A 24,105-nucleotide genomic window follows, 5' to 3' on the forward strand; every position below is an offset into this window, starting at 1 on the left:
GACCCGGTCACTACTACACAGGGATGGATCATCAATGACCGCGAACACAGACACCGCCGAACGTCACGCCCCCGCCTCCTCCGAAACCCCTGTCACCGCGGACCAGATGATCGCGCGTGCCGAGGCGATGGTCCCCGAGCTCATCGAGCGGCAGGCCGAGACGGAGGCCCGCGGCTTCTACGCCGAGGACACCCACGAGCGCTTCGCCCGCAACGGCTTCTACCGCATCCTGGTGCCGCGCCGGTACGGCGGTCACGAGCTCGGGATCGACACCTTCTTCCGGGTCTGCGTCACCTTGGCGCGCGGCTGCGGCTCGACCGGCTGGATGTTCGGCCTCGGGACCTCGCACGGGCAGGTCGCCGCCTCCATCTTCGGCGAACGGGCACAGGAGGAGATGTTCGCCGGCGGCGACTTCATCTGCCCCGGCACGGCCATCCCCAGGGGCACGGCGGTGCCCGCGGCCGGCGGCGGCTGGACGGTCAACGGCACCTGGCCGTACTGCTCCGGATCGCCGTACGGGACGCACTTCATGGGACACGCGATGCTGCCCGCCGAGGACGGGAAGCCGCCCACCCAGCTGCTGTTCGTCGCCCCGCGCAGCCAGTGGGAGCGGCTGGACGACTGGGGACAGCAGTTGGGCATGCGGGGCAGCGGCTCGCACGGCATCACGATGGAGAACGTCCACATCCCGCCGCACCTGGGACTGCCCGGCGTGCAGCTGGTCCAGTACGACGCGACGGCGGGCACCCCGGGGCGGACCCTGCACGGCAATCCGGAGTACGGCGGCGGCCCGCTCTCGTTCATCAACTTCCTCAACTGCTCGATAATGGTGGGCATGGCGCAGGGAGCGCTCGACGCGTACGAGCATCTGCTGCGCGAGCGCACGACGCTGGTCCCGCCGGTGGTGCCCCGCTATCTGGATCCGGACTATCAGGTCTGGTACGGCGAAGCCGTGGGCATGATCGGCACCGCCGAGGCCGCGCTGATGAACGGCGTCCAGCAGTGGCATGACGCGGCCGTCCGAGGACCGTCCGCGGTTACCCCGGACCTGGACCTGCGCCTCTCGGCCATCAGCCGGCACGTCGCCACGATCGCCTGGTCGGCGGTGGACCAGATCATCCTGCCCACCGCCGGATCGAGTGCGATCAAGCACGGCGAACGCCTGGAGCGCGTGTGGCGGGACCTGTCCACGCTGCGCACCCACGCCGGCCTGTCGATCCTGCTGCCCACGATCGCCATGCGCGAGCTCGCCAAGAGCGTCGTCAGCTGATCCCCCTTTCACACCGACGCGCGGAAAGAGATGCCATGACGAACCCGTTCGAGGACACCGACGCGCAGTACCTCGTGCTCGTGAACGACGAGGGTCAGCACAGCCTGTGGCCGGCGACCATCGACGTGCCCCAGGGCTGGGCCACGGCGTACGGGGCGGACTCACGTGCCGGCTGCCTGCAGTACGTGGAGGAGCACTGGACCGACATGCGGCCCAAGAGCCTCATCGACGCCGAGCGTGGCTGAGCGGAGGAGTCGTGCCGACGCCCAGCGGTGATCGGTAGCCGCGCGGCGAGCGCCGCACGGCGCAGGCGGCCCGCACACCGGACGCGGTAGCGGCGGTGTGCGGGGCGCTGTTGCTGTCGTAGGTGGACCGGGCCCGAGGGCGACCCGCAACGTCCCGTACGCCCGGCGGCTGCCGGTGAGCTGGACCCGGCAGCCCCGGCGGCGGCGCCACGCGACGTGGTGGTCCGGCACGGGCGCTGCGTACCGGGTTCGCGGTCGCCGACGAGCCGCCGTACCAGCAGGCGTGGACGTGTCGGGGGCGGTGCCGTGCGTGACGGTCGCCGTCACCGGTCCCGCCGGTGCGCCGGTGCTGCTCGGCCGGGCCGCACGGCACGTGGCCGGACTGGCGGACGAGCTGCCGGTGCGGGCGGGGCGGCTCCGGCTCGGGCCGGCGGCTACCTGATCCGGCGCGGCCTGACGGGCCGAGCGGTTCGTGGCGTGCCCGATCCGGGCCGCGGAACTGACGGACCGCACGGGCGACCCGGGGCAGTGGACCGTTGACGGCGTTCCGTCCTCGTGGGCCGCACCGACCACCAGGTGACGGTCCGCGGCTGCCGGGTCGGGTTCGGCGAGATCGAGGCACCGCTGATCGCGCAGCCCGGCGTCGGCCAGGTCGCGGTGCCGGCCCGGACCGGCCCGGCGGCCGCCACCTGGTCGACCATCCGGCGCCGGCGCCGGGCGGCCGGGTCGATCCGGTGCCCAAAAGCCGGGGTCAGGCCGCGCCGAGGTAGGCGCCGAGACGGCGGACGCCCTCGGCCACGGTCTCGTCGTCCTTCGCGAACGCGATCCGGATCTGCGGCGCGCCGGCCCGGTCGGCGGAGCCGTAGAAGCAGTGGCCGGGCACGACGCCGACGCCGCCCTCGTGCAGCAGTCGGCTCGCGATCTCGTCCTCGCTCTCGCCGGGACGCGCGAACGCCGAGGCGTCGCACATGACGTAGTAGGCGCCGGCCGGATGCTCGAACGCGACGCCGCACTTCTCGAGCCCGGTCACCAGGATGTCCCGACGCCGCCCGTACACGGCACGCAGTTCCTCGAAATAGTCCCCCGGCAACGAGAGCGCCACCGCCCCGGCCGCCTGGAACGGCGTCGGGGCGGCGATCGTCAGGAAGTCGTGCACCCGGGCGACGTGCTCCATGAGGTGCGCCGGCCCGGTCACCCAGCCGACCCGCCAGCCGGTGACGGAGAACATCTTCGACAGCGCGTTGACCGTGATGGACTGCTGATCCATGCCCGGGACGTCGGCGATCCGGGCCGGCCGCTCGGCCGTGAAGTAGAGCTCGTCGTAGATGGCGTCGTGGATCGCGACGATGCCGAGGCGCAGGCACACGTCGGCCAGGCCCTGCATCTCCGCGGCCGAGAACACCCGGCCGGTGGGGTTGTGCGGCGAGTTCAGGACGACCGCGCGGGTGTTGCGGTCGGCGACGGCGGCCACGGCGGCCGGATCGAGCTGCCAGTCCGGGCCGCTCAGCCGCACGTAGCGGGGCTCCACGCCGATCAGCCGGAGGTTGACCGTGTACGACTCGTACGCGGGCTCGATGACGACGACGTTGGACCCGCGCTCGGCCACGGCCATCAGCGCGGCCAGCATGCCCTCGGTCGCCCCGCACGTCACACAGATCTGCGTCTCGGGGTCGTACGGCTCCGGCAGGCCCCAGCGGTGCTGCTCGAACCCGCTGATCGCCTGCAGGAACGGCCAGCTGCCGCGCGGCGAGGTGTACTGGTTGTCGTTCGATCGGATGGCGGCGACGGCTGCCTCCTCCAGGGCCAGGGGCAGCGGATAGGTCGGGATCCCCTGGGACAGGTTGACGGCGTTCGCGGCCAGGCAGGCGCGTGTCATCCCGCGGATCACCGACTCACCGGCCGGAATGTTCGCGGGTGCCCTGACCACGTGCCGCAGGTCCGGCGTGACCGACATGATCGATACCTCCTAGTCGAGCTGGTCGCAGATCTCGTCGAGGAGACGGTATTCCAGGGCTTCGTCCTCGTCCCGGCCGCCGAGCATGTAGTAGCCGAACTTCATGTGCTCCATGGGCCCGTTCAGCTCGATGATGCCGTTGCGCAGGTCGGAGATCGCGGCCTCGACGTCCTCGAGCTCGACCTCGGTGTTCTCGTGGACGTAGAGCGCGGTGAGCCGTCGCGCCGGCAGGATCTCGCCGTGCCAGGCGCGTACCTGGGGATGGGTGTTGTAGCTGTCCCAGTACATGCGCGAGCCGGGAATGATGCCGGGTGCCGCGACCGAGATGCTGGTGATCAGGTCCTTGTACTCGGCGGCCATGGACAGCCAGCTGTCCACCTCGCCGCGCAGGTTCTTCATCGTCGTGCCGGGCAGGCCCATGATGCCCGAGGCGAACAGCTTGTAGTCGAGCGACCGGGCCAGCTCCAGTGCCTCCCCGATCCGTTCCGGGCCCTTGTTGATGCCCTTGGAGTCGGCCTTGAGCAGCTTCGGGTCGAACGCCTCGAGCCCCACGTTCCACGTACGCACGAAACCCTTGCACAACTCGGCGGAGTCGAGGAACTCGTACACCAACCCGTACGCGAGCATGAAGCGCTGCTCCCGCAGGATCGGCGACGCGGCGCACGCTTCGGCCATGTCGTTGAGGTACGAGATGCTGCCGTCCCACTGCTCGCGGGAGAAGCCGAGCGTCGAGTCGCCGCACGCGTACACGTTCGCACCGATGTCCCCGACGATGGTCTCGAGCACCGGGATCGCCGCCGGGACGTCGACCGTCTTGGGCGTCAGGCCCTGGATCGAGCAGTGCATGCACCGTCGGCCCGGCCGTTTGCCCCACGTGCAGCCGCCGTCGAGCGGGACCGTGACCATGCGCTTGAGGTCGTAGTGCCTGGCGTACCAGACGTTGAACGCCGGGTCGTAGTGCTGCTCGAGCTTGTCCAGGATCAGCCGGTAGTCCGGCAGGATCCGTCGGTTCAGCGGGAACGTGCTCGCCTCCTGGTTGACGACCTCGCCGCTGTTCGTCCGGTAGGCCAGCGACGGCACCTTCGTCAGGTCGATGCCGCCCTCCAGGTGGGTCAGCAGGCCCATGAGCGTGAACGGGCCGTTGTTGCCGGTGCTGACGAAGTCGACCAGGCGGCTGCCGTACTTGCCGGTCAGCGTCTCCTTGTACAGGATGCCGGCGTGGTCGTTGCCGAACACGACGACGGCCTTCGGGTTCACCCGCTTGATCTCGGCCGCCACGATCATCGCCCACAGCGTGGTGGCGGTGTAGACAGTGAAGGCCGCCACGTCCGGCGGGTTCTCGTTGATCGCGGCCCGGACCTCCGGCCACGGCACGTGCGTCATGTCGATGTAGCGCCAGTCGGTGTCCGGGAACCACGCCTGCTGATAGGTGATCATCTCGACCAGGCTGGCGTGCGGATACACCGATCCCTCGTTGCGGTAACGCTGCTCGGCGGTCAGTTCCGCGGCCATGACGTCGCCGGCGTTGTGGGCGTCGCGGTGCGCGGACGTGAGCGGCAGTCCGAAATACCAGACCGAGCCGATCCGGCGTAGCGGGTCCGGTGTTCCCCGGCGCGAGTAGTCCCACTGGTAGCGAGGGTCGGCGCCGACGAGTTCTTGCAGGGGCTGAAGGCTCATCTTCATGCTGGGCACCCTTCGTCCGGGGCCGTTCGCGGAAGAACTCCTCGCGTACTCATCGTCTCGATCTCCTTAGGGCTGACCACGGCCATCGTCGACATGGCGGGGAGCGCGGCGCCTCTCGCAACTTGCGGCGGGCTCGCCGGGATTCGGCTCGGGGCACGATGGAAGTTGGCTCGGGTGATGCCCACGGACCGACCATGGGGCCGTGGCGTATGACGTTGTCGTTGTCGGGGCGCGCTGCGCTGGCGCGCCCACTGCCTTGCTGCTGGCCCAGGCCGGACACCGGGTGCTCCTGGTGGACCGCGCCCGGATTCCGAGCGACACCCTGTCCGGCTTGTACATCCACCAGCCCGGCGTCGAGCGGCTCGCCCGCTGGGGGCTGCTCGACCGGATCCGCGGGTCCGGCTGCCCGCCGTTGCGGTCGGTCAGCTACCACGTGGCCGACGTCTGCGTGAGCGGACCCGCGCCGACGCTGCCCGGCGTCGACGGCGCCTACGCTCCCCGCCGGTACGTACTCGACACGATTCTGGCCGAGGCGGCTGCGGCGGCCGGCGCCGAGGTGCGCGATCGTACGTCCGTCACCGGGCTGGCCCACGACGACGACGGCCGGGTCACCGGCGTGCGCCTGCGCGAGAACGGGGGCGCCGAGATCACCGAGAAGGCACGCCTGGTCATCGGCGCCGACGGCATGCGCTCCACGGTGGCCAGGCTCGTCGACGCGCCCGTCTACGCCCACCACCCCAACCTCACGTGCGTCTACTACACGTTCTGGGCCGGCGTGACCGGGGCCGACTTCCAGATCTACGAGCGTCCGGGCGGCTGGGTGGCCGGGCTGCGGACCCACGGTGACCTCATGTTGGTCGCCGCATACCTGCCGCAGGACCAGTTCGACCGGGTCCGGCACGACGCGTTCACCGCATACCGGGCCACGATCACCACCACCGCGCCAGCCCTGTGGCAGCAACTGGCCGACGCGACCCCCGCCGACCGGTTGTACGGGACCGGCGACCAGCGCAACTTCTTCCGGCAGGCGTACGGGCCGGGCTGGGCCCTGGTCGGCGACGCCGGGCACCACAAGGACTCCATCAACGCGCACGGCATCACCGACTCTTTCCTGCAGGCGGAACTGCTGGCGGGCGAGCTCGGCGGGGACCTCGGCGACCCGGTCCGGCTGCACGCCGCCCTCGCCCGTTTCGCCGCCGCCCGCGACGAGCTGTTGACGCCGAACTACCAGACCAACCTGCTGACCGCGCGTCTCGACCCGGCCCCCGAACGGATCGCCACGCTGCGCGTCGTGCAGGACTCGCCCAGCCTCACCGACCGCTATCTGGGCGTGGTCGCGGGGATCCGGTCGCCGGACGAGCTCTACACCCGTGAGCTGCTGGCCCGCATGTCCCTACCGGACGGCATGCGCTGATAAGAATTCGCCGCGCCGCCGGGCCACCATGGTCAGCATCCCCGGCGCCAGAGAAAAGGGACGATATGACCGACGTGGATCTCGACGAATCGATCCTCCGGCGACTCAGCGCCGGCGCCCGCGACCCCATCCTGGTCGCCGACTTTCAACCGCTGTCGCCGGCCCCGCGCATGAGCCAGATGCTCAGCGAGAGCATCGAGGGCAAGCCGGTGTTCCAGATCGACCCCATCGGCGTGCTCATGGGGGAGCGCCGTTACGCGTCGATTCCGGAACTGGCCGGTGAGTGTGTCGAGCAGTTCCGCACGTCCGGCGCCGAGGACGGGCACACGTTCGTCGTCGGTCACTGCAGCGCCTCGGCGCTCGCCCTGGGGGTCGCCGACCTGCTCGCGGCCGATCGCGCGGTCACCGCCGTGCTGCTGCTGCCGGCCTGGCCGGACGACGAGCTGGTCGTCGAGAAGTTCGGCGAATACGCCGCCAAGTTCGGCCGGACGACCCGCCCGTGCCCGGACCTCGACGCGGATCCCGAGCACGTGGTCGCCGAGATCGAGCAGATCTTCCGGGACGAGATGAACGCCTTGGCCGCCGGCCGGAACCTCACCGACGCGATGGGCGCGTTCGGCGACCTGCTCGTGTGGTACCGGGGCTGGCTCGCGTTCCTGCTGGCCTGTCGCAACGACGTCGGGGCCGGGCGGACCGGTGGGCGGGCGGCGGTGACGGTGCTGTCCGACTCGCCGTCGACCGTCGCGGTCAAGGGCCTCGACCGCAGCGCGTACGACGTCGTGGCGCTGCCGTCGTCGTATCCGGCCGGCCCGGTCACCGCCGAGCTGGCCGAGCACGTCGCCGCCTACATCAGGTCCCGCTGACGGGCCGGGGTATCCCGTGCCGGACCACCACCACGGTGGGCTGACCCACCTCTGCGCCGGAAGCTGATCAAAGTACGCCGTGCCCGACAGATGCGGGTGGCGGAAAGCAATCTTCCGGGGGTCGACCCCGGCGGCTTTTCGAAAGGTACGGCAGAAGTGGACGCGGCGCGCTGCGCCTCTCCCGAATGAATCTGACGAGGCGTTCCACGGCGTCGTTCACGTAAACGGGGGGCGAGCACTCCCGGAGATGCGCCGATGGGGAAACAATGTGATGTTGGGTCATCGACCAGTGTGATCGAGCGATGCCCATTTCTGGTTCTCGCGACTACGAGAACCAGCGCAGCTTGCCGCAAGTACGAAAGAGCATTGGACCGACGTGTGACTCGACAGCCAAATCAAAGCCGAGCGTGGGTGAGTGGAGCAGCCGTGACAACGCGCGTCAGTGACCAGGTAACGCCGGATTCCTCTGCTCCGGCGGAGGAGCTCTTGAGTGAGTTGTTCGCGGCGCAGGCAGCCCGGACCCCTACCGCGGTCGCGGTGGTGTCCGGGGACGCGTCGCTGTCGTACGCGGAGCTGGACGCGAGGTCGAATCGGCTGGCCCGGTACCTGGTCACGCGAGGTGCCGGGCCGGGGCGGCTGGTCGCCGTGGCGACGGAACGGTCCGCGGAGATGATCGTCGCGGTCCTGGGGGTGTTGAAGACCGGCGCGGCCTACCTGCCGATCGACCCGGCCAACCCCGCCGACCGGATCGCGTTCATGCTCGCCGACGCCACCCCCGCCGCCATCCTCACCTCACGCGCCCTGGCGACGACCGCGCTGGGCGCGGCGTCGGACGGCGCGCGCCCGGGCGGGAGCGGCGATCTGATGATCGTGTTGGACGACCCGGCGGTCCGAACCGCCATCGCCGCCCTGCCCGGCACCGAGTTGTCCGATGTGGATCGTCTCGCTCCGCTGCTGCCCGGGCATCCGGCGTACGTGATCTACACGTCGGGGTCGACGGGCCGCCCCAAGGGTGTGGCGGTCGAGCACCACTCGGCGGCATGGCTCGTGTCGTGGGCGGCGTCGACATTCGGCGCGCACCGGTTCGGCCGGGTGCTGGCGTCGACGTCGTTGAGCTTCGACGTGTCGGTGTTCGAGCTGTTCGGACCGCTGGCCTGCGGCGGATGCGTGGAGGTGGTGCAGGATGTGCTGGTCCTCGCGCAGGGCGGATGGTCGGGGAGTCTGATCAGCACGGCGCCCTCGGCGATGGCGGGGGTGCTGGCCGCCGCGGAGACGTCCACGACCGCGCAGACGGTCGTGCTGGCGGGCGAGGCGCTGACCGGGCCGGTGCTGCGGGCCGTACGGGCGGCGGTGCCCGGCGCCCGGGTGGTAAACGCCTACGGGCCGACCGAGGCCACCGTGTACGCCACCGCCGGTGAGGTGGCGGACGGGTCCGATCCGGACAACGGCCCGGTTCCGATCGGCCGGCCGCTACCGGGCGCCCAGGTGTACGTCCTGGACGCCGGGTTGCGTCCGGTCCCGGCGGGGGTGACCGGCGAGCTGTACCTCGCGGGCGCCGGGCTGGCGCGGGGGTATCTGAATCGGCCGGGGTTGACGGCGGACCGGTTCGTGGCGTGCCCGTTCGGCACGGGGGAGCGGATGTACCGCACCGGGGATCTGGCGCGGTGGGCCGGTGACGGCCAGCTGGAGTTCCTGGGACGCGTCGACGACCAGGTGAAGATCCGGGGACTGCGGATCGAGCCGGGCGAGATCGAGGCAGTGCTGACCGCGCAGCCGGGAGTGGGCCGCGCGGTGGTGGTGCTGCGGGAGGACCGTCCCGGCGACCCGCGGCTGGTCGGCTATGTGGTGCCCGGGCCCGGCGGCCAGGTGGATCCGGCGGCGCTACGGCAGGAGGCCGCCCGGACGCTGCCGGGATACATGGTGCCGGCCGCGGTGATGGTGCTGGACGCGCTGCCGCTGACGGTGAGCGGGAAGCTGGACCGGCTGGCGCTGCCGGCACCGGACTTCAGCGCCTCGGCCGGCGGCCAGGAACCTGCCACCCCGCAGGAGGCCGTGCTGTGCGAGCTGTTCGGGCAGGTCCTGGGCCTTGATCGGGTCGGGGTCGAGGACAACTTCTTCGACCTGGGCGGCCATTCGCTGATGGCGACGCGGCTGATCAGTCGGGTGCGGTCGGTGTTGGGTGTGGAGCTGGACATCCGGGTGGTGTTCGAGAATCCGACGGTCCGGTCGCTGGCTCGGTCGCTCCTGGCGGCGGGCAGCGCGCGCACACCGTTGGCGCGGGTGGTGGACCGGCCGGAGCGGCTGCCGTTGTCGTTCGCCCAGCAGCGGTTGTGGTTCATGAACGAGTACGACGGTCCGAGCCCGTTGTTCAACGTGCCGTTCGCCTGGCGGCTGCGTGGCGGGCTGGACGCGGAGACGCTGATGGCCGCGCTGCGCGACGTGGTGGGTCGGCACGAGGCGCTGCGTACCGTCTTCGCGGTCGCCGACGGTCAGCCGTACCAACGGGTGGTGGACGCCGCGGTCGCGGTGCCGCAGGTGACCATGGCGGTGGCCGACGAGGCCAGCCTGCCGGGCCTGCTGGAGCAGGCCGTACGGTACGTCTTCGACCTGGCCGGCGAGCTGCCGGTGCGCGCGTGGCTGTTCCGGACCGCGCCCACCGAGCACGTGCTGGTGCTGGTGATGCACCACACCGCCAGCGACGCCTGGTCGGCCGAGGTGCTGGTACGGGACCTGAGCGAGGCGTACCGGGCGCGGCTGGCGGGTCGGGCGCCGGAGTGGGCGCCGCTGCCGGTGCAGTACGCCGACTACACGCTGTGGCAACGCCGGCTGCTCGGCGAGGACCGCCACTCCGACGGTGTGCTGGCGCGGCAGCTGGATTTCTGGCGCTCCGCGCTGGCGGGGTTGCCCGACCAGCTCGACCTGCCGGCCGACCGGCTGCGCCCGCCGCAGCCGTCGCATCGTGGCGGCCTGGTCCGGCTGGAGCTGGACGCCGGGTTGCACCGGGGTCTCGAGGAGGTGGCGCGCGCCAACCGGGTGACGGTGTTCATGGTGTTGCAGGCCGGGCTGGCCATGCTGCTGTCACGCTCCGGGGCGGGCACCGACATCCCGATCGGCACGATGGTGGCCGGCCGCACCGACGAGGCGCTCCACGATCTGGTCGGGTTCTTCGGCAACACGCTGGTGCTGCGGGTGGACCTGTCCGGGGATCCGAACTTCGACGAGCTGCTGGGCCGGGTGCGGGAGCTGGACCTGACCGCGTTCGCCAACCAGGACGTGCCGTTCGAGCGCCTGGTGGAGGAGCTCAACCCGGTCCGGTCCGCCTCGCGGCACCCGCTGTTCCAGGTGATGCTCACCATCGACGACGACACCAGCCAGCGGTGGCAGGTGCCGGGCCTTCAGGCGCGGGCCGAGTCGCTGGCCGGTGAGACGGCCAAGTTCGACCTCAGCATGTTCTTCCGCCCGGAGTACGAAGCCGACGGCTCGCCGGCCGGGATCCGCTACTCGTTCGAGTACGCCCGGGACCTGTTCGACGAGTCGACGGTGCACGCCCTCGGTGGCCGGTTGGCGCGACTGCTGAGCCAGGCCGCCGCCGACCCGACCCGGCGGATCAGCGAACTCGACCTGCTGACGCCGGCCGAGCGGGAGCTGGTGCTGCACCGGTGGAACGACACCGCCCTCGAGGTGGAGGCGGCGACGGTGCCCGGGGTGTTCGCGGCGCAGGTGGCCCGGAACCCGGACGCGGTCGCGGTGGTCGACAGCCGGACGAGCCTGACCTTCCGGGAACTGGACGAGCGGTCCAGCCGGCTGGCGGCGATGCTGGTGGACGCGGGCGTCACCGCGGAGTCGCGGGTGCTCGTCGTGATGCGGCGGTCGTCGCAGCTGTGGGTGGCGCTGCTGGCGGTCCTGAAGGCGGGCGGCGTGTACGTGCCCGTCAACGTGAGCTGGCCGGAGTCGCGGATCGCGTTCGTGGCCGGCGACGTGGGCAGCGTGGCGGTGCTGTGCGACGAGGAGCTGACGGAGCTCGCCGAGCGGGTACGCCCGGACGGGGCGCCGATCCTGCTGGCGACCGCCGGGGACGCCGCCACCGGGGCACGGGAGGACTTCCGGGACGCGGAGATCCACCCGGACCAGTTGGCGTACGTGATCTTCACGTCCGGGTCGACCGGGGTGCCCAAGGGCGTCGCGGTGACCCACCAGGACGTGGTGGACATGGTGCGGGATCCGGGGTGGCCGGAGGGCGTGCACGAACGGATGCTGGTGCACTCGCCGCACTCGTACGACATCTCGACGTACGAGCTGTGGATCGCGCTGCTGCGCGGCGGCACGCACGTGGCGGCGCCGCCGGAGGAGATGAGCATCGCCCGCCTGGCGGAGGTGATCGCCTGGGCGGCCCCGACGGCCATGTGGCTCACGTCGGCGCTGTTCGACGCGGTGGCGGCGGAGCAGCCGTCGGCGCTCGCCGGGCTGCGGATGGTGGTGGTCGGCGGGGACGCGGTGTCCGGCACCGCGGTGCGGCGGGTGGTCGAGCGGTGTCCGGGCGTGCTGATGGTGAACGGGTACGGGCCGAGCGAGTCGACCACGTTCACGACGTTGCACGCGATGACCGACTTCTCGGACGAGCAGGCGGCGCAGCCGGTGCCGATCGGCGGCCCGATGGCCAACATGCGGCTGTACGTGCTCGACGGCAGCCTGCGGCCGGTGCCGGTGGGCGTGACGGGCGAGCTGTACATCGCCGGCGCGGGCATGGCGCGGGGGTACATGAACCGACGCGGGTTGACCGCCGAGCGGTTCGTGGCGTGCCCGTTCGAGACGGGCGAGCGGATGTACCGCACCGGCGACCTGGTCCGGTGGAACGCCGACGGTCTGCTGGTGTTCGTGGGACGCGTCGATCTGCAGGTGAAGATCCGGGGCTTCCGGGTCGAGCCGGGCGAGATCGAGGCGGTGCTGGTCGCGCAGCCGGAAGTGGGCCAGGCGGCGGTGGTGGCCCGGGAGGACCGTCCCGGCGACCGGCGGCTCGTGGCGTACGTGGTGCCGGTGCCCGGTGGTCGGGTGGATGCGGCCGCGGCGCGGCAGGAGATCGCCCGGGCGCTGCCGGAGTTCATGGTCCCGTCGGCGGTGGTGGTGATGGATGCGTTGCCGCTGACGGTGAACGGGAAGCTGGACCGGCGTGCGTTGCCGGCGCCGGACTACAGCGCCGTGGCCAGCGGCCAGGATCCGGCCACGGCCCGCGAGTCGGTGCTGTGTGACCTGTTCGCCCAGGCACTGGGGGTCGACCGGGTCGGCGTCGACGACAACTTCTTCGACCTGGGTGGCCACTCCCTGCTCGCCGCCATCCTGCTGGCCCGGCTGGAAGACCAGCTCGACATCAAGATCGGGCTGAGAGCCTTCCTCGCCAACCCCACCGTCAACGGCGTCACCAGCTATGTGTCACCGCCCGGCACAGACCGGCACAGCGCGCCTGCCAGCGCCGTGTGAGGGCTGAAGCGCACCGGGTCCGGTGGAGCTCCACCGGACCCGGTGCGCTTCACCGTGCACCGTCGGGGTGCGGGCAAAGAGGCGGCGGGCGGCTTCGACGACGGTGTCCTCGCCCTTCGCGAACGCGACCCGGATCCGCGGCGGGGCAGCCCCGAGGCGCGGGGTCGGTTCCCGAACGATTCGCTGTCGGCGGCGGCCGGCCGGGCCGCGCACGTCACCTCGTTTCCACGGCAACCCGTGCCTCACCAGCGCCGTCGCCGACCATCTCGCGATGGGCAAGCTGCCGCCGCGCAGGCCCGGCAACCAACCTGCCACGCCCTGCCTCGGCCCGACCCTGCCTCGGCCCGGCCCGGCCCAGCCACAATGCCTCCAGGCGATGTCGCCGAGAGTCGACAACGGAGGGGCGCGCCGTTCGGGTGCGCGGCGAGCGCGAGGCCGAGCAGTGCCTCGACCGGTGCGAGCACCGCGTCCTGGTCGTCGAACGGCCGCCGCACACGTCGAGCCCGGGTGATAGGGCACGGGGCGACGGCTGCGGGTTCACCCGGTGAGGGGTCTGGCCAGCGTCGACTCGTCCAGACCGTCACACGCGTCGGCGGCCGGCCGCTGCCGGAGCGCCGTGGTGGCCGGGTCGACCCGCTTCGGGAGGACCCACCTGTACCGCGTCAGCTCGATCGCCGCTCGACCGGGTGCACCTTCATCGCGCCGGTGTGGGTGACGATCGTGCGAGCTCGCATCCGTCGAGGTGGATGGCCGCCGCCGTGGCCCGCCGGCCCGGTGCGTCGGCCGGGCGGTTGGCACCAGGGCGCGGCTGACCTGCGTGACGCAGGCCGTCGCTACGCGGGCCGTGCGTCGGCCTGCGTCGCGCCGAAGCGCAGTCTCGCGTGGTGCTCCTGAGCCATCCGTCGCAACGCCGACAGCGCCACGTCGAGCAGGACTCCCCGCACCACCAGGGCGGCCCGGTCGGCGCCCACGCCGTCGGCGGGCAGCAGGTCCAGATCCTGCACCGCGAGCTTCTCGGCCGCCACCGCGTAGGGGGTGAAATACTCCATTCCGCACTCGCAGCCCAGCCGCTTCAGGGTGAGGATCACGAGCGCGAGCCGGTCCCGGCCGGGCGCGTCCATGTCGAGGGACCAGCCGAGGTCCTCGACGAAACGGTCGACGTCGGCCCGTACCTGTTTCGCGCCCTCCACGCTGTGCAGCGCCGGCTCCTGCGGAAACAACGCGCGGTCGACGAGCGCGTACAGCGCGGGTAGCGGCACCTTGTCGTTCTCGATCGCGGTCAGCAGCTCCCGCACCGAGGTGAGTTCGAGCTGACCGATGTTGGTCAGTGCCCGGATGAGCCGCAGTCGACGCAGGTGTGCTTCGCCGTACACCGCCTGGTTACGGCCGGTCGGGGTGCCCGGAGGAAGCAGGCGCTCCCGGAGGTAGAACTTTATCGTTGCGATTGGGACGCCTGTCTGCCTGCTAAGATCTGAGATGCGCATCAGGCTCCCCGCTGTCGATAGCACCGACCAGCTCAGTGTACGGGTCGGGGTACATGTTAGTCACCTTCGATGTTGCACTCTGCGCAATCCCCCCTGCGCGGGATGCAATGTTGTCCGTGGGCGGCACCGTGTGGGGGACGCCGACGTGTGCAGTGCCGCCACGATGTGCGGTGCCGCGGTGTTGGCGGCCGTCGTGTCCAGCGGGATGAGGAAGTTCGCCAGACACGGCACGGCAAGGACGGATCACGGACGGCGGTGAGCCGGTCGGCGGGGCATGGCACTCCTCGGATCGATTCCCGGCCACGGTGCCGAGGTATTGTCGCCTCTCGATTCGCCGTGCGGCGGTGAGTGCGGCCCGGGCGGTTTCGACCGTCGCCGACCGCTGCGAGACCGCGGTCCATCCGGGCGGCACCTGACCCGGTGACACATCATCCTGATCGGACACTCCGGTCCAGGCCATGTCGCGGACGTTCGCGGGTGCCGACCGCGGCCCGGCCGGCTCCCGCAGCAGGTCGACCGCACCGCCCGTCGCGGCCCCGCCGCCGGCCAGGGCCCCGGCGACAGACGCGTCGCCGGGCTACCGCCTCGAACCGGGAGTGATGGTGTCCGCGAATGCCTCCAGCGCCATCGTCCGCTCACCGTTCGGGTAGTCGGGTGCCACCGCGTCACCTCCCTGTCGGCATGGCTCAGGCAGTCGCGGCTCAATCGTCTGGGAGGACCCGGTCGGGTGCACCTCCGTCGTTGCTGCCTGCCCGTCCACGCTGCCGCACTCACCCGCGCCACTGATGTTCGCCCGCGTGCTGGATGCCGATGCGCGAGCCGCTCGTGGCGACCGGCGGGGTGAACCGGCTTGCCGAGGAGCGGTCGCCTCCGCCGTGTCGGCGGCGAACATCCACCCATCCTGCGCGGACACGTACCGCGCAGGATGGGCACCGACTGTCCACTCGGCGGGACGCCGCAGCCCTCGTGCCGGGGACCAGCTCGGCCGGCGGCCTGACGGTGCTGCGGCGCCCGGCCCTCCAGCAGGCCCTGGGGTCGAGCCGCACCTGGCCCGGGCGCTCGGCGTTCGCGACGACGGTGCGACACGGCTGGGCTGCCCGCCGAGCACTCGGAGGCGGCAATGGTAGCGCTGACCGGCCTGACCGTTGACCTCGTCAGGGGTCGGGTCAGGTCGGCCCGCTCACGCGGCGGAGCGGCCCGCCGCCGCGGCGCCGATCGACGACACTCCCACCCGCTCGTCGGCCATCCGGGCCAGCGCGAGCTTGCGCTGGTCGAGCAGTGCCAGCAGTACCGGGGGGTCCATCGCGCGGGCCGGCTGCAGGTCGACGTCGGCGTGCACGACGCCATCGCCCCGTATCTGCAGGGGCCCGGAGGTGGCGACGCAGACGGTCCGGTCGCCGTCGTCGGCGTCCACGTCGGCGTCCGGTTCCCCGGTGATCGACTGGGCGAGGACGAACCAGTTGCCCGGCGGTACGTAGTCGAGCTGGTACGGGCCCGGACGCGGCAGGACCGTGCAGCGGACCGGTTGCCCTTCCGGGATGCGGTCCGGGAACAGGGCCAGGAAGACCGGGCTGTCCGCATGCGATTCGGGCGCCCAGGCGCGACCGTGCACGCGGGCGTTGTGCGGGTGCCCCATCCGGTAGTCGGGGTCGGTCGCGATCTGCGTGGCGAAGCCGGCCAGCCGGCGGTAGGTCGTCGGTGGCATTCCCACGCTCCGGGTGAATCGGGAGCTGAAAGTGCCGACGCTGTTGTATCCCACCCGCATGCTGATGTCGGCGACTTTCAATGAGGTGGAGACGAGCAGGCGCTTGGCGCGCTGCAGGCGAAGGGCGGACAGGAAGCGGCCCGGCGTCACGCCGGTGGCTTGCTGGAAGACCCTGGTGAAGTGGAACTTGCTGAACATGGCGGCGCGGGCCATGTCGTCGACCGTGAGTTGCTCTCCGAGCTTCTCGTGCATGGCGGCGATGGCCCGCTGCACAGCCTTCTCGATTGCGTCGTCCACAGCGATTCCCCCAATGACCGGCAAATGTCGTCGTGTTAACACTGCATAGCGGACGGCTCTCGTGGCTCCGGTCTGCTAGGTGTGTCGATAGATTGACGGTTGTCTCGGCGGTAAGGATTCATGGCAGTGTCGGCTAATGGTCTCTTCTCGCCTCCCGTGATCGGCGGGTATTGCTGGCGTCGAGGTTAGCGGAGCCATCGAGCGATGGCAACACCATCAATGACGACTCCAACACGGAGCGCAATCGAGCTCGCGTAAGAAGTGCTGTCTTCGCACGTCAGCGTGGTTTTGGCGGATGGTGGCTGGGCGGATAGCAGCACACTCCGGTGCTGATAGTATGAATCTCCAGTCGCTAGAATCCGGCAGGTCCATTTCCCCCCGAAGCGCCGCACTGATGCCGCCTTGTCGGGTTGCGGATGTGAGGAATTGCCGGATCTGCCCGGTGCGTGATTCCGACCCGTTGTCGCTGCCTGTCGCGGCTTTCCGTGCTGGTCACCCCCGGTTTTATGGGGTCATCGGGTCGGCAAGGCTGAAGATGACGGTCCACCGACCGCTGCGTAGGTTTGCGGAAAGTCCATTCCGGGACAGGTCGCGATGGTGGGTCCCTCCGGAGCCGTCGTGCACATGAGGTGATCCGCCGCCTCGTCGGAATCCACGGCACGCTCCTTTGCCGGGGTCCGGAGGTCATTTCCGGGTGAGGATCGATGGTAGCCATCGCGGTATCGACAGGACCTCCGCATCCAGCTCCTGCGCTGCGTTGATCAGCGGAAAATGGTGATTTCCACTCTCCACTTTCCATTTTCGCGGTGCTCGGAGCCGATTTTTACGGTTAGCTGGTGCGCTCTTCGTGGCAATTTCGAACGACCGCAATGCAGGAGAATTTTCTGCCCGAGGATGCGTAACAATGAGGCCTCAGTGGGCAGACCGGAGAAGACGATGACTGCTTGGAGCAAGCTTCGACGCCGCATTCTGACCCCCGATGTGGGGCAGACGAGAATCGCTACGCGTGGATTTCACCTCAAGGACGAGCAGGCCCGTGACCGCCTCGAAACGGTCGGCAGTTCGTTCCTGCACGGGTTCGCGGCCGCCGCGGAGGCGGACGGTCCGCCGCAGGCGGCGCCCGCGGTCGAGGCGACGCCGGCCGGGTACCGGGGCTTCGCGTACGAGGGCGCCGCGATGGCCTTCGCGATCCGCGATGCCATGCCCGGGAGGTCCCGGCACGTCGCGCGGTTCCTCGCCGACCATGACGAGCACGTCTACATGGCGTACGTCGGGGTGGGCTGGGCGATGGCCCGCCTGCCGCGTCCGTTGTGGTCGCGCCTGCACGCCCCGGACGCCCTGCTGCGCTGGCTCGTCCTCGACGGGTACGGGTTCCACCAGGCCTACTTCAAGACCGACCGGTACGTTCATCGACAGGACGCTCCGTCGGCCTTTCCGTGGCCGACCGACGGTCCCCGGGACTACTCCCGGGACTACTCCCTACGGGCGATCGACCAGGGCATCGGACGGGCCTGCTGGTTCGTGGCCGGGACGGATGCCGGGCAGCTCGTCCGGCTCCTCGACGCGTTCCCCGCGCACCGCCGTCCGGACCTGTACGCCGGCGCCGGGCTCGCCGTCTGTTACGCCGGCGGCGCAAGTGAGCGGGAACTGACCTGGCTCGCCCAGACCGTGGGGGCGTACCGGTTGGAGCTCGCGCAGGGCGCGGCGTTCGGTGCCGCGGCACGCCAACGTGCCGGCCTGGTGCTGCCGCACAACGAACTGGCCACCGGCGTGCTCTGTGGGATGTCGGTGGGCGAGGCGACACAAGTGACCGATGAGGCGCGGGTCGGGCTGCCCGATGACGACGTCCTGCCCGCCTACGAAGTCTGGCGCCAACGCATCAGGAGCGCCTTCGTTCCGTTGGTAGCGACACGAAAGCCGAGTGAGCAATGACCAGTATTGCCGTGGTCGGGATGGCGTGCCGCTACCCCGACGCGCGTTCGCCGCAGGAGCTGTGGGAGAACGCCATCGCGGGTCGCCGGGCGTTCCGGCGGCTCCCCGACGCCCGGATGAACCATGACGACTACTGGGACGCGGACCCGGCCGCCCCGGACCGCTTCTACGCGCGCACCGCCGCCGTCCTCGAGGGCTACGAGTTCGACCGGGTCGCCTACAAGGTTGCCGGCAGCACCTACCGGTCCACCGATCTGACGCACTGGCTGGCCCTGGACACCGCCGCGACGGCGTTGGCCGACGCCGGGTTCCCCATGGGTGAGGGCCTGCCGCAGGAGCGGACGGGGGTGATCGTGGGAAACACCCTGACCGGTGAGTTCTCCCGAGCCAACCAGATGCGGCTGCGTTGGCCGTACGTGCGGCGGACCGTGGCGGCGGCGCTGCGCGCCGAGGGCTGGGACGACGAGCAGCTGTCCACCTTCCTCGCCAGCTACGAGACGGCGTACAAGAGCCCGTTCCCGCCGCTCGACGAGGACACCCTGGCGGGTGCGCTGTCGAACACGATCGCCGGCCGCATCTGCAACTACTTCGACCTCAAGGGCGGCGGCTACACCGTCGACGGCGCCTGCTCCTCGTCGCTGCTGTCCGTGGTGACCGCGTGCCGGGCGCTGCTCGACGGAGACCTGGACGTCGCGGTCGCCGGCGGTGTCGACCTGTCCATCGACCCGTTCGAGGTCATCGGCTTCGCCAAGACCGGCGCGCTGGCCACCGGTGAGATGCGGGTCTACGACCGTGCCTCCAACGGGTTCTGGCCCGGTGAGGGCTGCGGCATGGTGGTCCTGATGCGCACCGACCGGGCCGTCGAGGCCGGTCACCGTATCTACGCCTCGGTCGCCGGGTGGGGAATCTCCTCCGACGGTCACGGTGGCATCACGCGGCCCGAGGTCGACGGCTACCGGCTCGCGCTGCGCCGCGCGTACACCCGGGCCGGCTTCGGCGTCGACACCGTGGGGCTCTTCGAGGGACACGGCACCGGCACGAAGGTCGGGGACGCCACCGAGCTGACGGCGCTGTCCAGCGCCCGGGAGGCGGCGAACCCCGAGGCGCCGGCGGCCGTGATCGGCTCGGTCAAGGGCATGATCGGGCACACCAAGGCCGCCGCCGGGGTGGCCGGGTTCATCCGCGCCGCGATGGCCGTGCACCACGAGGTGCTTCCCCCGAGCGTCGGTTCCGTCGACCCGCACGACATCCTCACCGCCGACGGGGCCCGGCTGCGCACGCTGCGCAAGGCCGAGCCGTGGCCGGCCGGGGTGGAGGTGCGGGCCGGCATCACCGCGATGGGCTTCGGGGGCATCAACACGCATGTCGTGCTCGAACGCCACGGGCCGCGCCGGCCGGTGCCGGACCGCCGGGTGCGTACCCTCGCCGCCTCGGTCCAGGACGCCGAGCTGCTGCTGGTCGACGCCGCCTCGGCGGAGGACCTGGCCGCCCGGCTCGCCGAGCTGAGCGCCTTCGTGCCGGCGATCTCGTACGCGGAGCTCGGCGACCTCGCCGCGACGCTGCACCGCGACCTGCGGGGCCGGCCGTTCCGGGCGGCGATCGTCGCCTCGTCACCGGAGGAGGCCGAGCGGCTGCTGACCGCGGCCCGCGAAGCCGTCGAGTCCGGCGAGGCGACGCTGATCCGTCCGGACGGCCGTTTCCTGCTCGGACACGTCAGCGGCCCGGCCCGGATCAGCTTCCTCTTCCCGGGGCAGGGCTCCGGACGCGGCGTCAGCGGCGGCGCGCTTCGGCGGCGGTTCGCCGAGGTCGAGGACGTCTACCTGCGCGCCGCGTTGCCGACCGGCAGCGACGTCGTCGCGACCGAGGTCGCGCAGCCACGCATCGTCACCGGGTCCGTCGCCGGACAGCACGCCCTGGCGTTGCTCGGCATCGAGGCGTCGACCGCGATCGGGCACAGCCTCGGCGAGATCGTGGCCCTGCAGTGGGCCGGCGCCATGACCGAGGACACCCTGCTGCGGGTCGCCGACCTGCGGGGCCGGACCATGGCCGGGCACAGCCAGGCCGGCACGATGGCCGACATCGGGGCGCCTCCCGAGGCGCTCGACGCGATCATCGCGGACCTGCCGGTGGTCGTGTCCGCCTACAACGGGCCCCAGCACACAGTCGTCTCCGGATCGGTCGACGCGGTCGAGGCGGTCTGCCGCAACGCCCGGGCAGCCGGGCTGAGCGCCACCCGGCTGCGGGTCTCGCACGCGTTCCACTCCCCGCTGGTGGCGCCGGCCGCGGACGCCTTCGCCGACGCCCTCGCGGACGAGACCTTCCACCGGGTCGGGGCCCGGGTCGTCTCCACCGTCACCGGTGACGTGCTGCCCGACGGGACCGACGTGGGTGCCCTGCTCCGCCGCCAGATCACCGACCCCGTCCTGTTCAACCAGGCCGTCGCGCTGGCCGCCAAGAACACCGACCTGTTCGTCGAGGTGGGGCCCGGTCGGGTCCTCACCGGGCTGGCCGGCACCGTCACGGACGTTCCCGTGGTCGCGCTGGACACCGACAGCGAATCGCTCGCGAGTCTGCTCCGGGTCGCCGGCGCCGCGTACGTCACCGGCGCGGCCCCCGCCCCGGCGGCGCTGTTCGACGGCCGGCTCGTGCGACCGCTGGAGGTCGGCGCGACGTTCTCCTTCCTGACCAGCCCCTGCGAGCAGGCGCCGGAGCTCGGCACGGCGATCGAGCGTGGGCCCGCCGTGACGACGCCGGCCGTCGTCGCCGACTCCGGCGGGCCAACCGGGGAATCCACCCAGGACCTGCTGCGGCGGCTCACGGCGGACCGCGCCGAACTGCCGCTGGAACTGGTCGGACCGGACAGCCGGTTGCTCGACGACCTGCACCTCAGCTCCATCACGGTCGGCCAGGTGGTGAACCAGCTCGCCAAGCGCCTGGACGTGCCGCCGGCCCAGATGCCGATCAACTTCGCCACCGCCACCATCCGCGAGCTCGCCGAGACGATGGAGACCCTCGCGCAGACGGCCCGGGACAGCGATGCCGTCGCCACGCCGGTGGTGGCCGGGGTGGCCGCCTGGGCCCGGCCCTGGCGGGTCGACCTCGACGAGGTGCCGCTGCCGGCGGCACCCGTCGACGCCACCGCCAAGAACGGTCCGTGGCACCTGCACGCCGACCCGGACCACCCGTTCGCCGCGGAGCTCGCGAGCACGCTCGAACGGTCCGGCCTCGGTGGCGGCGTCCTGGTCTGCCTGCCGCCCGACTGCGCCGAGGAGCAGTTGGCACCGGCTCTCCGGGGCGCCCAGCAGGCGCTCGCCGCCGGCAACACCCGCTTCGTCCTGGTCGGACACGGCCGCGGCGCGGCGGCGATCGCCCGGACGCTGCACCTCGAGGCGCCGTCCGTGCCGGTCACCGTCGTGCACCTGCCCGCCGCCGCCGAGGACGCGATCGAGCTGGTGGTCAAGGAGGTCGCCGCGACGACCTCCTTCACCGAGGTGCACTACGACGACGGGGTGCGGCGCGTCCCGACGCTGCGCGCGATGCCGGTACGCCCGGAGACGCCGGAGGCCCCGCTCGGCGCGGACGACGTGCTGCTGGTCACCGGCGGCGGCAAGGGCATCACCGCCGAGTGTGCCCTCGCCCTCGCCAGCGACAGCGGTGCCAGCCTGGCCGTGCTGGGCCGCTCCGACCCCGCCCAGGACAGCGAGCTGGCGGCCAACCTGGCCCGGATCGCGGAAGCCGGTGTCACCGTGCGGTACGCCCGCGCCGACGTCACCGACGCCGCTGCCGTACGCCAGGCGGTGCGGGACCTGTCCGCCGAGCTCGGACCGGTCACCGCGGTCCTGCACGGCGCGGGCCGCAACGAACCGGCCGCACTGGCGAGCCTGGACCCGGCCGCGTTCCGCGCCGCCCTGGCACCGAAGACCGACGGCCTGCGGGCGGTGCTCGACTCCGTCGACCCGTCCCGGCTCCGGTTGCTCGTGACGCTCGGCAGCATCATCGGCCGGGCGGGGCTGCGGGGCGAGGCGCACTACGCCACCGCGAACGACTGGCTGGCCGAGGAGACCAAGGCGTTCGCCCGGGCGTACCCCGAGTGCCGCACCCGGTGCCTGGAGTGGTCGGTCTGGTCGGGCGTCGGCATGGGCGAGCGGCTGTCGGTGGTCGAGTCGCTCAGCCGGGAGGGCGTCACGCCCATCACCCCCACCCAGGGCATCGCGATCCTGCGGCGTCTGGTCTCGGACACCGCGGCGCCGGTCGTGGTGGTGATCAGTGGCCGCACCGAGAGCGTCCACACGGTCCGGTACGACCAGCCGTCGTTGCCGTTGCTGCGGTTCGTCGACCGCGTGCTGATCCGCTACCACCAGGTCGAGATGGTGGTGGAGACGGAGCTGAACGTCGGCACCGACCGCTACCTCGCGGACCACGATCTCGACGGCAACCTGCTGTTCCCCGCGGTGTTCGGGATGGAGGCCATGGCGCAGGTGGCCGCGGCCGTCTCGGGCGAGGACGTCGTCCCGGTCATCGAACGGGCGGAGTTCCTGCGGCCCATCATCGTCTCGCCGCACGGGCACACGAAGATCCAGGTGGCCGCCCTGGTGACGGACGACGACACCATCGAGGTCGCGATCCGCAGCGAGGAGACCGGCTTCAACGCCGACCACTTCACCGCGCGGCTGCGCCTCGGTGGCGACACCGCCCCCGAGGGTCCTCCGGACCAGGTGTCGGAGGGGCTGGCCCCGGCCTCGATCACGCCCTCCGACGACCTGTACGGCGTGATCCTCTTCCAGGGCGCCCGGTTCCAGCGGCTCCGGCAGTACCACCGGGCCGCCGCCCGCCACGTCGACGCGATCGTGGCGGCCGACGAATCGACCACCTGGTTCGCCCCGTACGTCTCCCCGACGCTGCTGCTGGGTGACCCGGGCGTCCGCGACGCGCTCATGCACGGCAACCAGGTCTGCGTGCCGCACGCCACGCTCCTGCCCGCCGGCGTGGCACGGATCCATCCCGGCGGGGCCAGGCTCTTCACCGCCGGCGAGCTGCGCTACTGCGCCACCGAACGGGAGCGCGACGGCGACACGTACGTCTACGACATCGCCCTGCGCGACGAGGCCGGGGTGACCGTCGAGCGCTGGGAGGGGCTGCGGCTGCGCGCGGTCCGTAAACAGGACGGCAGCGGCCCGTGGGTGGCTCCGCTGCTCGGCTCCTTCCTGGAGCGCGAACTCGGCGACCTGGGGATGCCGGGCGTGGCGGTGGCGATCGAGCCCGACGGGCCGGCGCCGGCGGACCCGGCCGAGCGGACCGCCGCGCGTCGCCGGACCAGCGCGGTCGCCGCCGGGCACGCGTTCGGGCGGCCGGTCGAGGTCACGTACCGGCCCGACGGCGGACCCGAGGTCGCCGGGGACCGCACCGTCTCGATCGCGCACGGCGCCGGGATCACCCTGGCCGTCGCCGCGGAGGGTCTGCTCGGCTGCGACGTCGAGAGCGTGGCGCCGCGCAGCCCGGAGGAGTGGCAGGGGCTGCTCGGCCCGCACGCCGGGCTGGCGGAGCTGCTGGCCGGCCGGCCGGGCGAGACCCCGGACATCGCCGCGACCCGCGTCTGGACCGCGGTGGAGGCGATGCAGAAGGCCGGACTGCCGATGCACGGACCGCTCGTCCTGGCCGGTGGGGAGCGTCCCGGCTGGGTGCTCTTCGGCGCCGGCGGCGCCCGGGCCGCCTCCTTCGTCACCAGTCTGCGCGGCGGCGAGGGGCAAGTCGTCATCACTGTTCTGGCTGGTGCGAGGGGATGA

At 71.6% G+C, this 24,105-nt stretch carries 12 protein-coding genes; 8 read left to right on the forward strand and 4 right to left on the reverse strand.

Annotated elements, in window-relative coordinates:
- Positions 1 to 34 precede the first annotated feature (34 nt).
- From C8054_RS02595 to C8054_RS33045, 3 genes are all read left to right on the forward strand, one after another.
- Positions 35 to 1,270: an acyl-CoA dehydrogenase family protein gene (locus tag C8054_RS02595; RefSeq protein WP_107155053.1), complete on the forward strand. Its 1,236-nt coding sequence runs from the start codon at positions 35 to 37 to the stop codon at positions 1,268 to 1,270.
- Between the two features lie 35 nt (positions 1,271 to 1,305).
- A complete protein-coding gene (locus tag C8054_RS02600; RefSeq protein ID WP_107155054.1) occupies positions 1,306 to 1,515 on the forward strand; it encodes an MbtH family protein in 210 nt (69 codons plus the stop codon).
- A gap of 310 nt (positions 1,516 to 1,825) precedes the next feature.
- Complete coding sequence (locus C8054_RS33045; protein ID WP_255562926.1) at positions 1,826 to 1,957, forward strand: hypothetical protein; 132 nt, start codon at positions 1,826 to 1,828, stop codon at positions 1,955 to 1,957.
- 309 nt (positions 1,958 to 2,266) lie between these two features.
- On the opposite strand, the gene C8054_RS02605 is transcribed toward C8054_RS33045, so the two are convergent.
- Together C8054_RS02605 and C8054_RS02610 are read right to left on the reverse strand one after the other, a co-directional pair.
- A complete protein-coding gene (locus C8054_RS02605; protein ID WP_107155055.1) occupies positions 2,267 to 3,469 on the reverse strand; it encodes a pyridoxal phosphate-dependent aminotransferase in 1,203 nt (400 codons plus the stop codon).
- A gap of 12 nt (positions 3,470 to 3,481) precedes the next feature.
- Positions 3,482 to 5,152 (reverse strand): radical SAM protein, encoded by a 1,671-nt coding sequence (locus C8054_RS02610; protein WP_107155056.1) that lies wholly within the window; start codon positions 5,150 to 5,152, stop codon positions 3,482 to 3,484.
- 202 nt (positions 5,153 to 5,354) lie between these two features.
- On the opposite strand from C8054_RS02610, the gene C8054_RS02615 reads away from it, so the two are divergent.
- From C8054_RS02615 to C8054_RS02625, 3 genes are all read left to right on the forward strand, one after another.
- Positions 5,355 to 6,566, forward strand: a complete 1,212-nt coding sequence (locus tag C8054_RS02615; protein ID WP_107155057.1) for an NAD(P)/FAD-dependent oxidoreductase — start codon at positions 5,355 to 5,357, stop codon at positions 6,564 to 6,566.
- 65 nt (positions 6,567 to 6,631) lie between these two features.
- On the forward strand, positions 6,632 to 7,429 hold the full coding sequence (locus C8054_RS02620; RefSeq protein WP_107155058.1) for a hypothetical protein: 798 nt from the start codon (positions 6,632 to 6,634) through the stop codon (positions 7,427 to 7,429).
- A gap of 486 nt (positions 7,430 to 7,915) precedes the next feature.
- Positions 7,916 to 12,904, forward strand: a complete 4,989-nt coding sequence (locus tag C8054_RS02625) for a non-ribosomal peptide synthetase (protein ID WP_158273785.1) — start codon at positions 7,916 to 7,918, stop codon at positions 12,902 to 12,904.
- An 833-nt stretch (positions 12,905 to 13,737) separates the two neighbouring features.
- Here C8054_RS02625 and C8054_RS02630 read toward each other — a convergent pair.
- The gene (locus C8054_RS02630; protein WP_107155060.1) at positions 13,738 to 14,388 is read right to left on the reverse strand and encodes a MerR family transcriptional regulator; all 651 of its coding nucleotides are present in this window, start codon (positions 14,386 to 14,388) and stop codon (positions 13,738 to 13,740) included.
- Positions 14,389 to 15,568: 1,180 nt separating this feature from the next.
- Positions 15,569 to 16,390, reverse strand: coding sequence for a helix-turn-helix domain-containing protein (locus C8054_RS02635; protein ID WP_107155061.1), 822 nt, complete (start codon positions 16,388 to 16,390; stop codon positions 15,569 to 15,571).
- Positions 16,391 to 17,326: 936 nt separating this feature from the next.
- Here C8054_RS02635 and C8054_RS02640 point away from each other — a divergent pair.
- Both C8054_RS02640 and C8054_RS02645 read left to right on the forward strand, forming a co-directional pair.
- Complete coding sequence (locus C8054_RS02640; RefSeq protein ID WP_107155234.1) at positions 17,327 to 18,322, forward strand: DUF1702 family protein; 996 nt, start codon at positions 17,327 to 17,329, stop codon at positions 18,320 to 18,322.
- Complete coding sequence (locus C8054_RS02645) at positions 18,319 to 24,105, forward strand: SDR family NAD(P)-dependent oxidoreductase (protein ID WP_107155062.1); 5,787 nt, start codon at positions 18,319 to 18,321, stop codon at positions 24,103 to 24,105. The genes C8054_RS02640 and C8054_RS02645 overlap by 4 nt, the downstream gene beginning before the upstream one ends.

Origin of the sequence: Micromonospora sp. RP3T, assembly GCF_003027925.1 — a bacterium.
Lineage (GTDB): Bacteria > Actinomycetota > Actinomycetes > Mycobacteriales > Micromonosporaceae > Micromonospora.

Coding starts and splice junctions, on each gene's coding strand:
- C8054_RS02595 (WP_107155053.1), top strand. CDS start 35: ATGACCGCGAACACAGACACCGCCGAACGTCACGCCCCCGCCTCCTCC.
- C8054_RS02600 (WP_107155054.1), top strand. CDS start 1,306: ATGACGAACCCGTTCGAGGACACCGACGCGCAGTACCTCGTGCTCGTG.
- C8054_RS02605 (WP_107155055.1), bottom strand. CDS start 3,469: ATGTCGGTCACGCCGGACCTGCGGCACGTGGTCAGGGCACCCGCGAAC.
- C8054_RS02610 (WP_107155056.1), bottom strand. CDS start 5,152: ATGAAGATGAGCCTTCAGCCCCTGCAAGAACTCGTCGGCGCCGACCCT.
- C8054_RS02620 (WP_107155058.1), top strand. CDS start 6,632: ATGACCGACGTGGATCTCGACGAATCGATCCTCCGGCGACTCAGCGCC.
- C8054_RS02630 (WP_107155060.1), bottom strand. CDS start 14,388: ATGCGCATCTCAGATCTTAGCAGGCAGACAGGCGTCCCAATCGCAACG.
- C8054_RS02640 (WP_107155234.1), top strand. CDS start 17,327: ATGACTGCTTGGAGCAAGCTTCGACGCCGCATTCTGACCCCCGATGTG.
- C8054_RS02645 (WP_107155062.1), top strand. CDS start 18,319: ATGACCAGTATTGCCGTGGTCGGGATGGCGTGCCGCTACCCCGACGCG.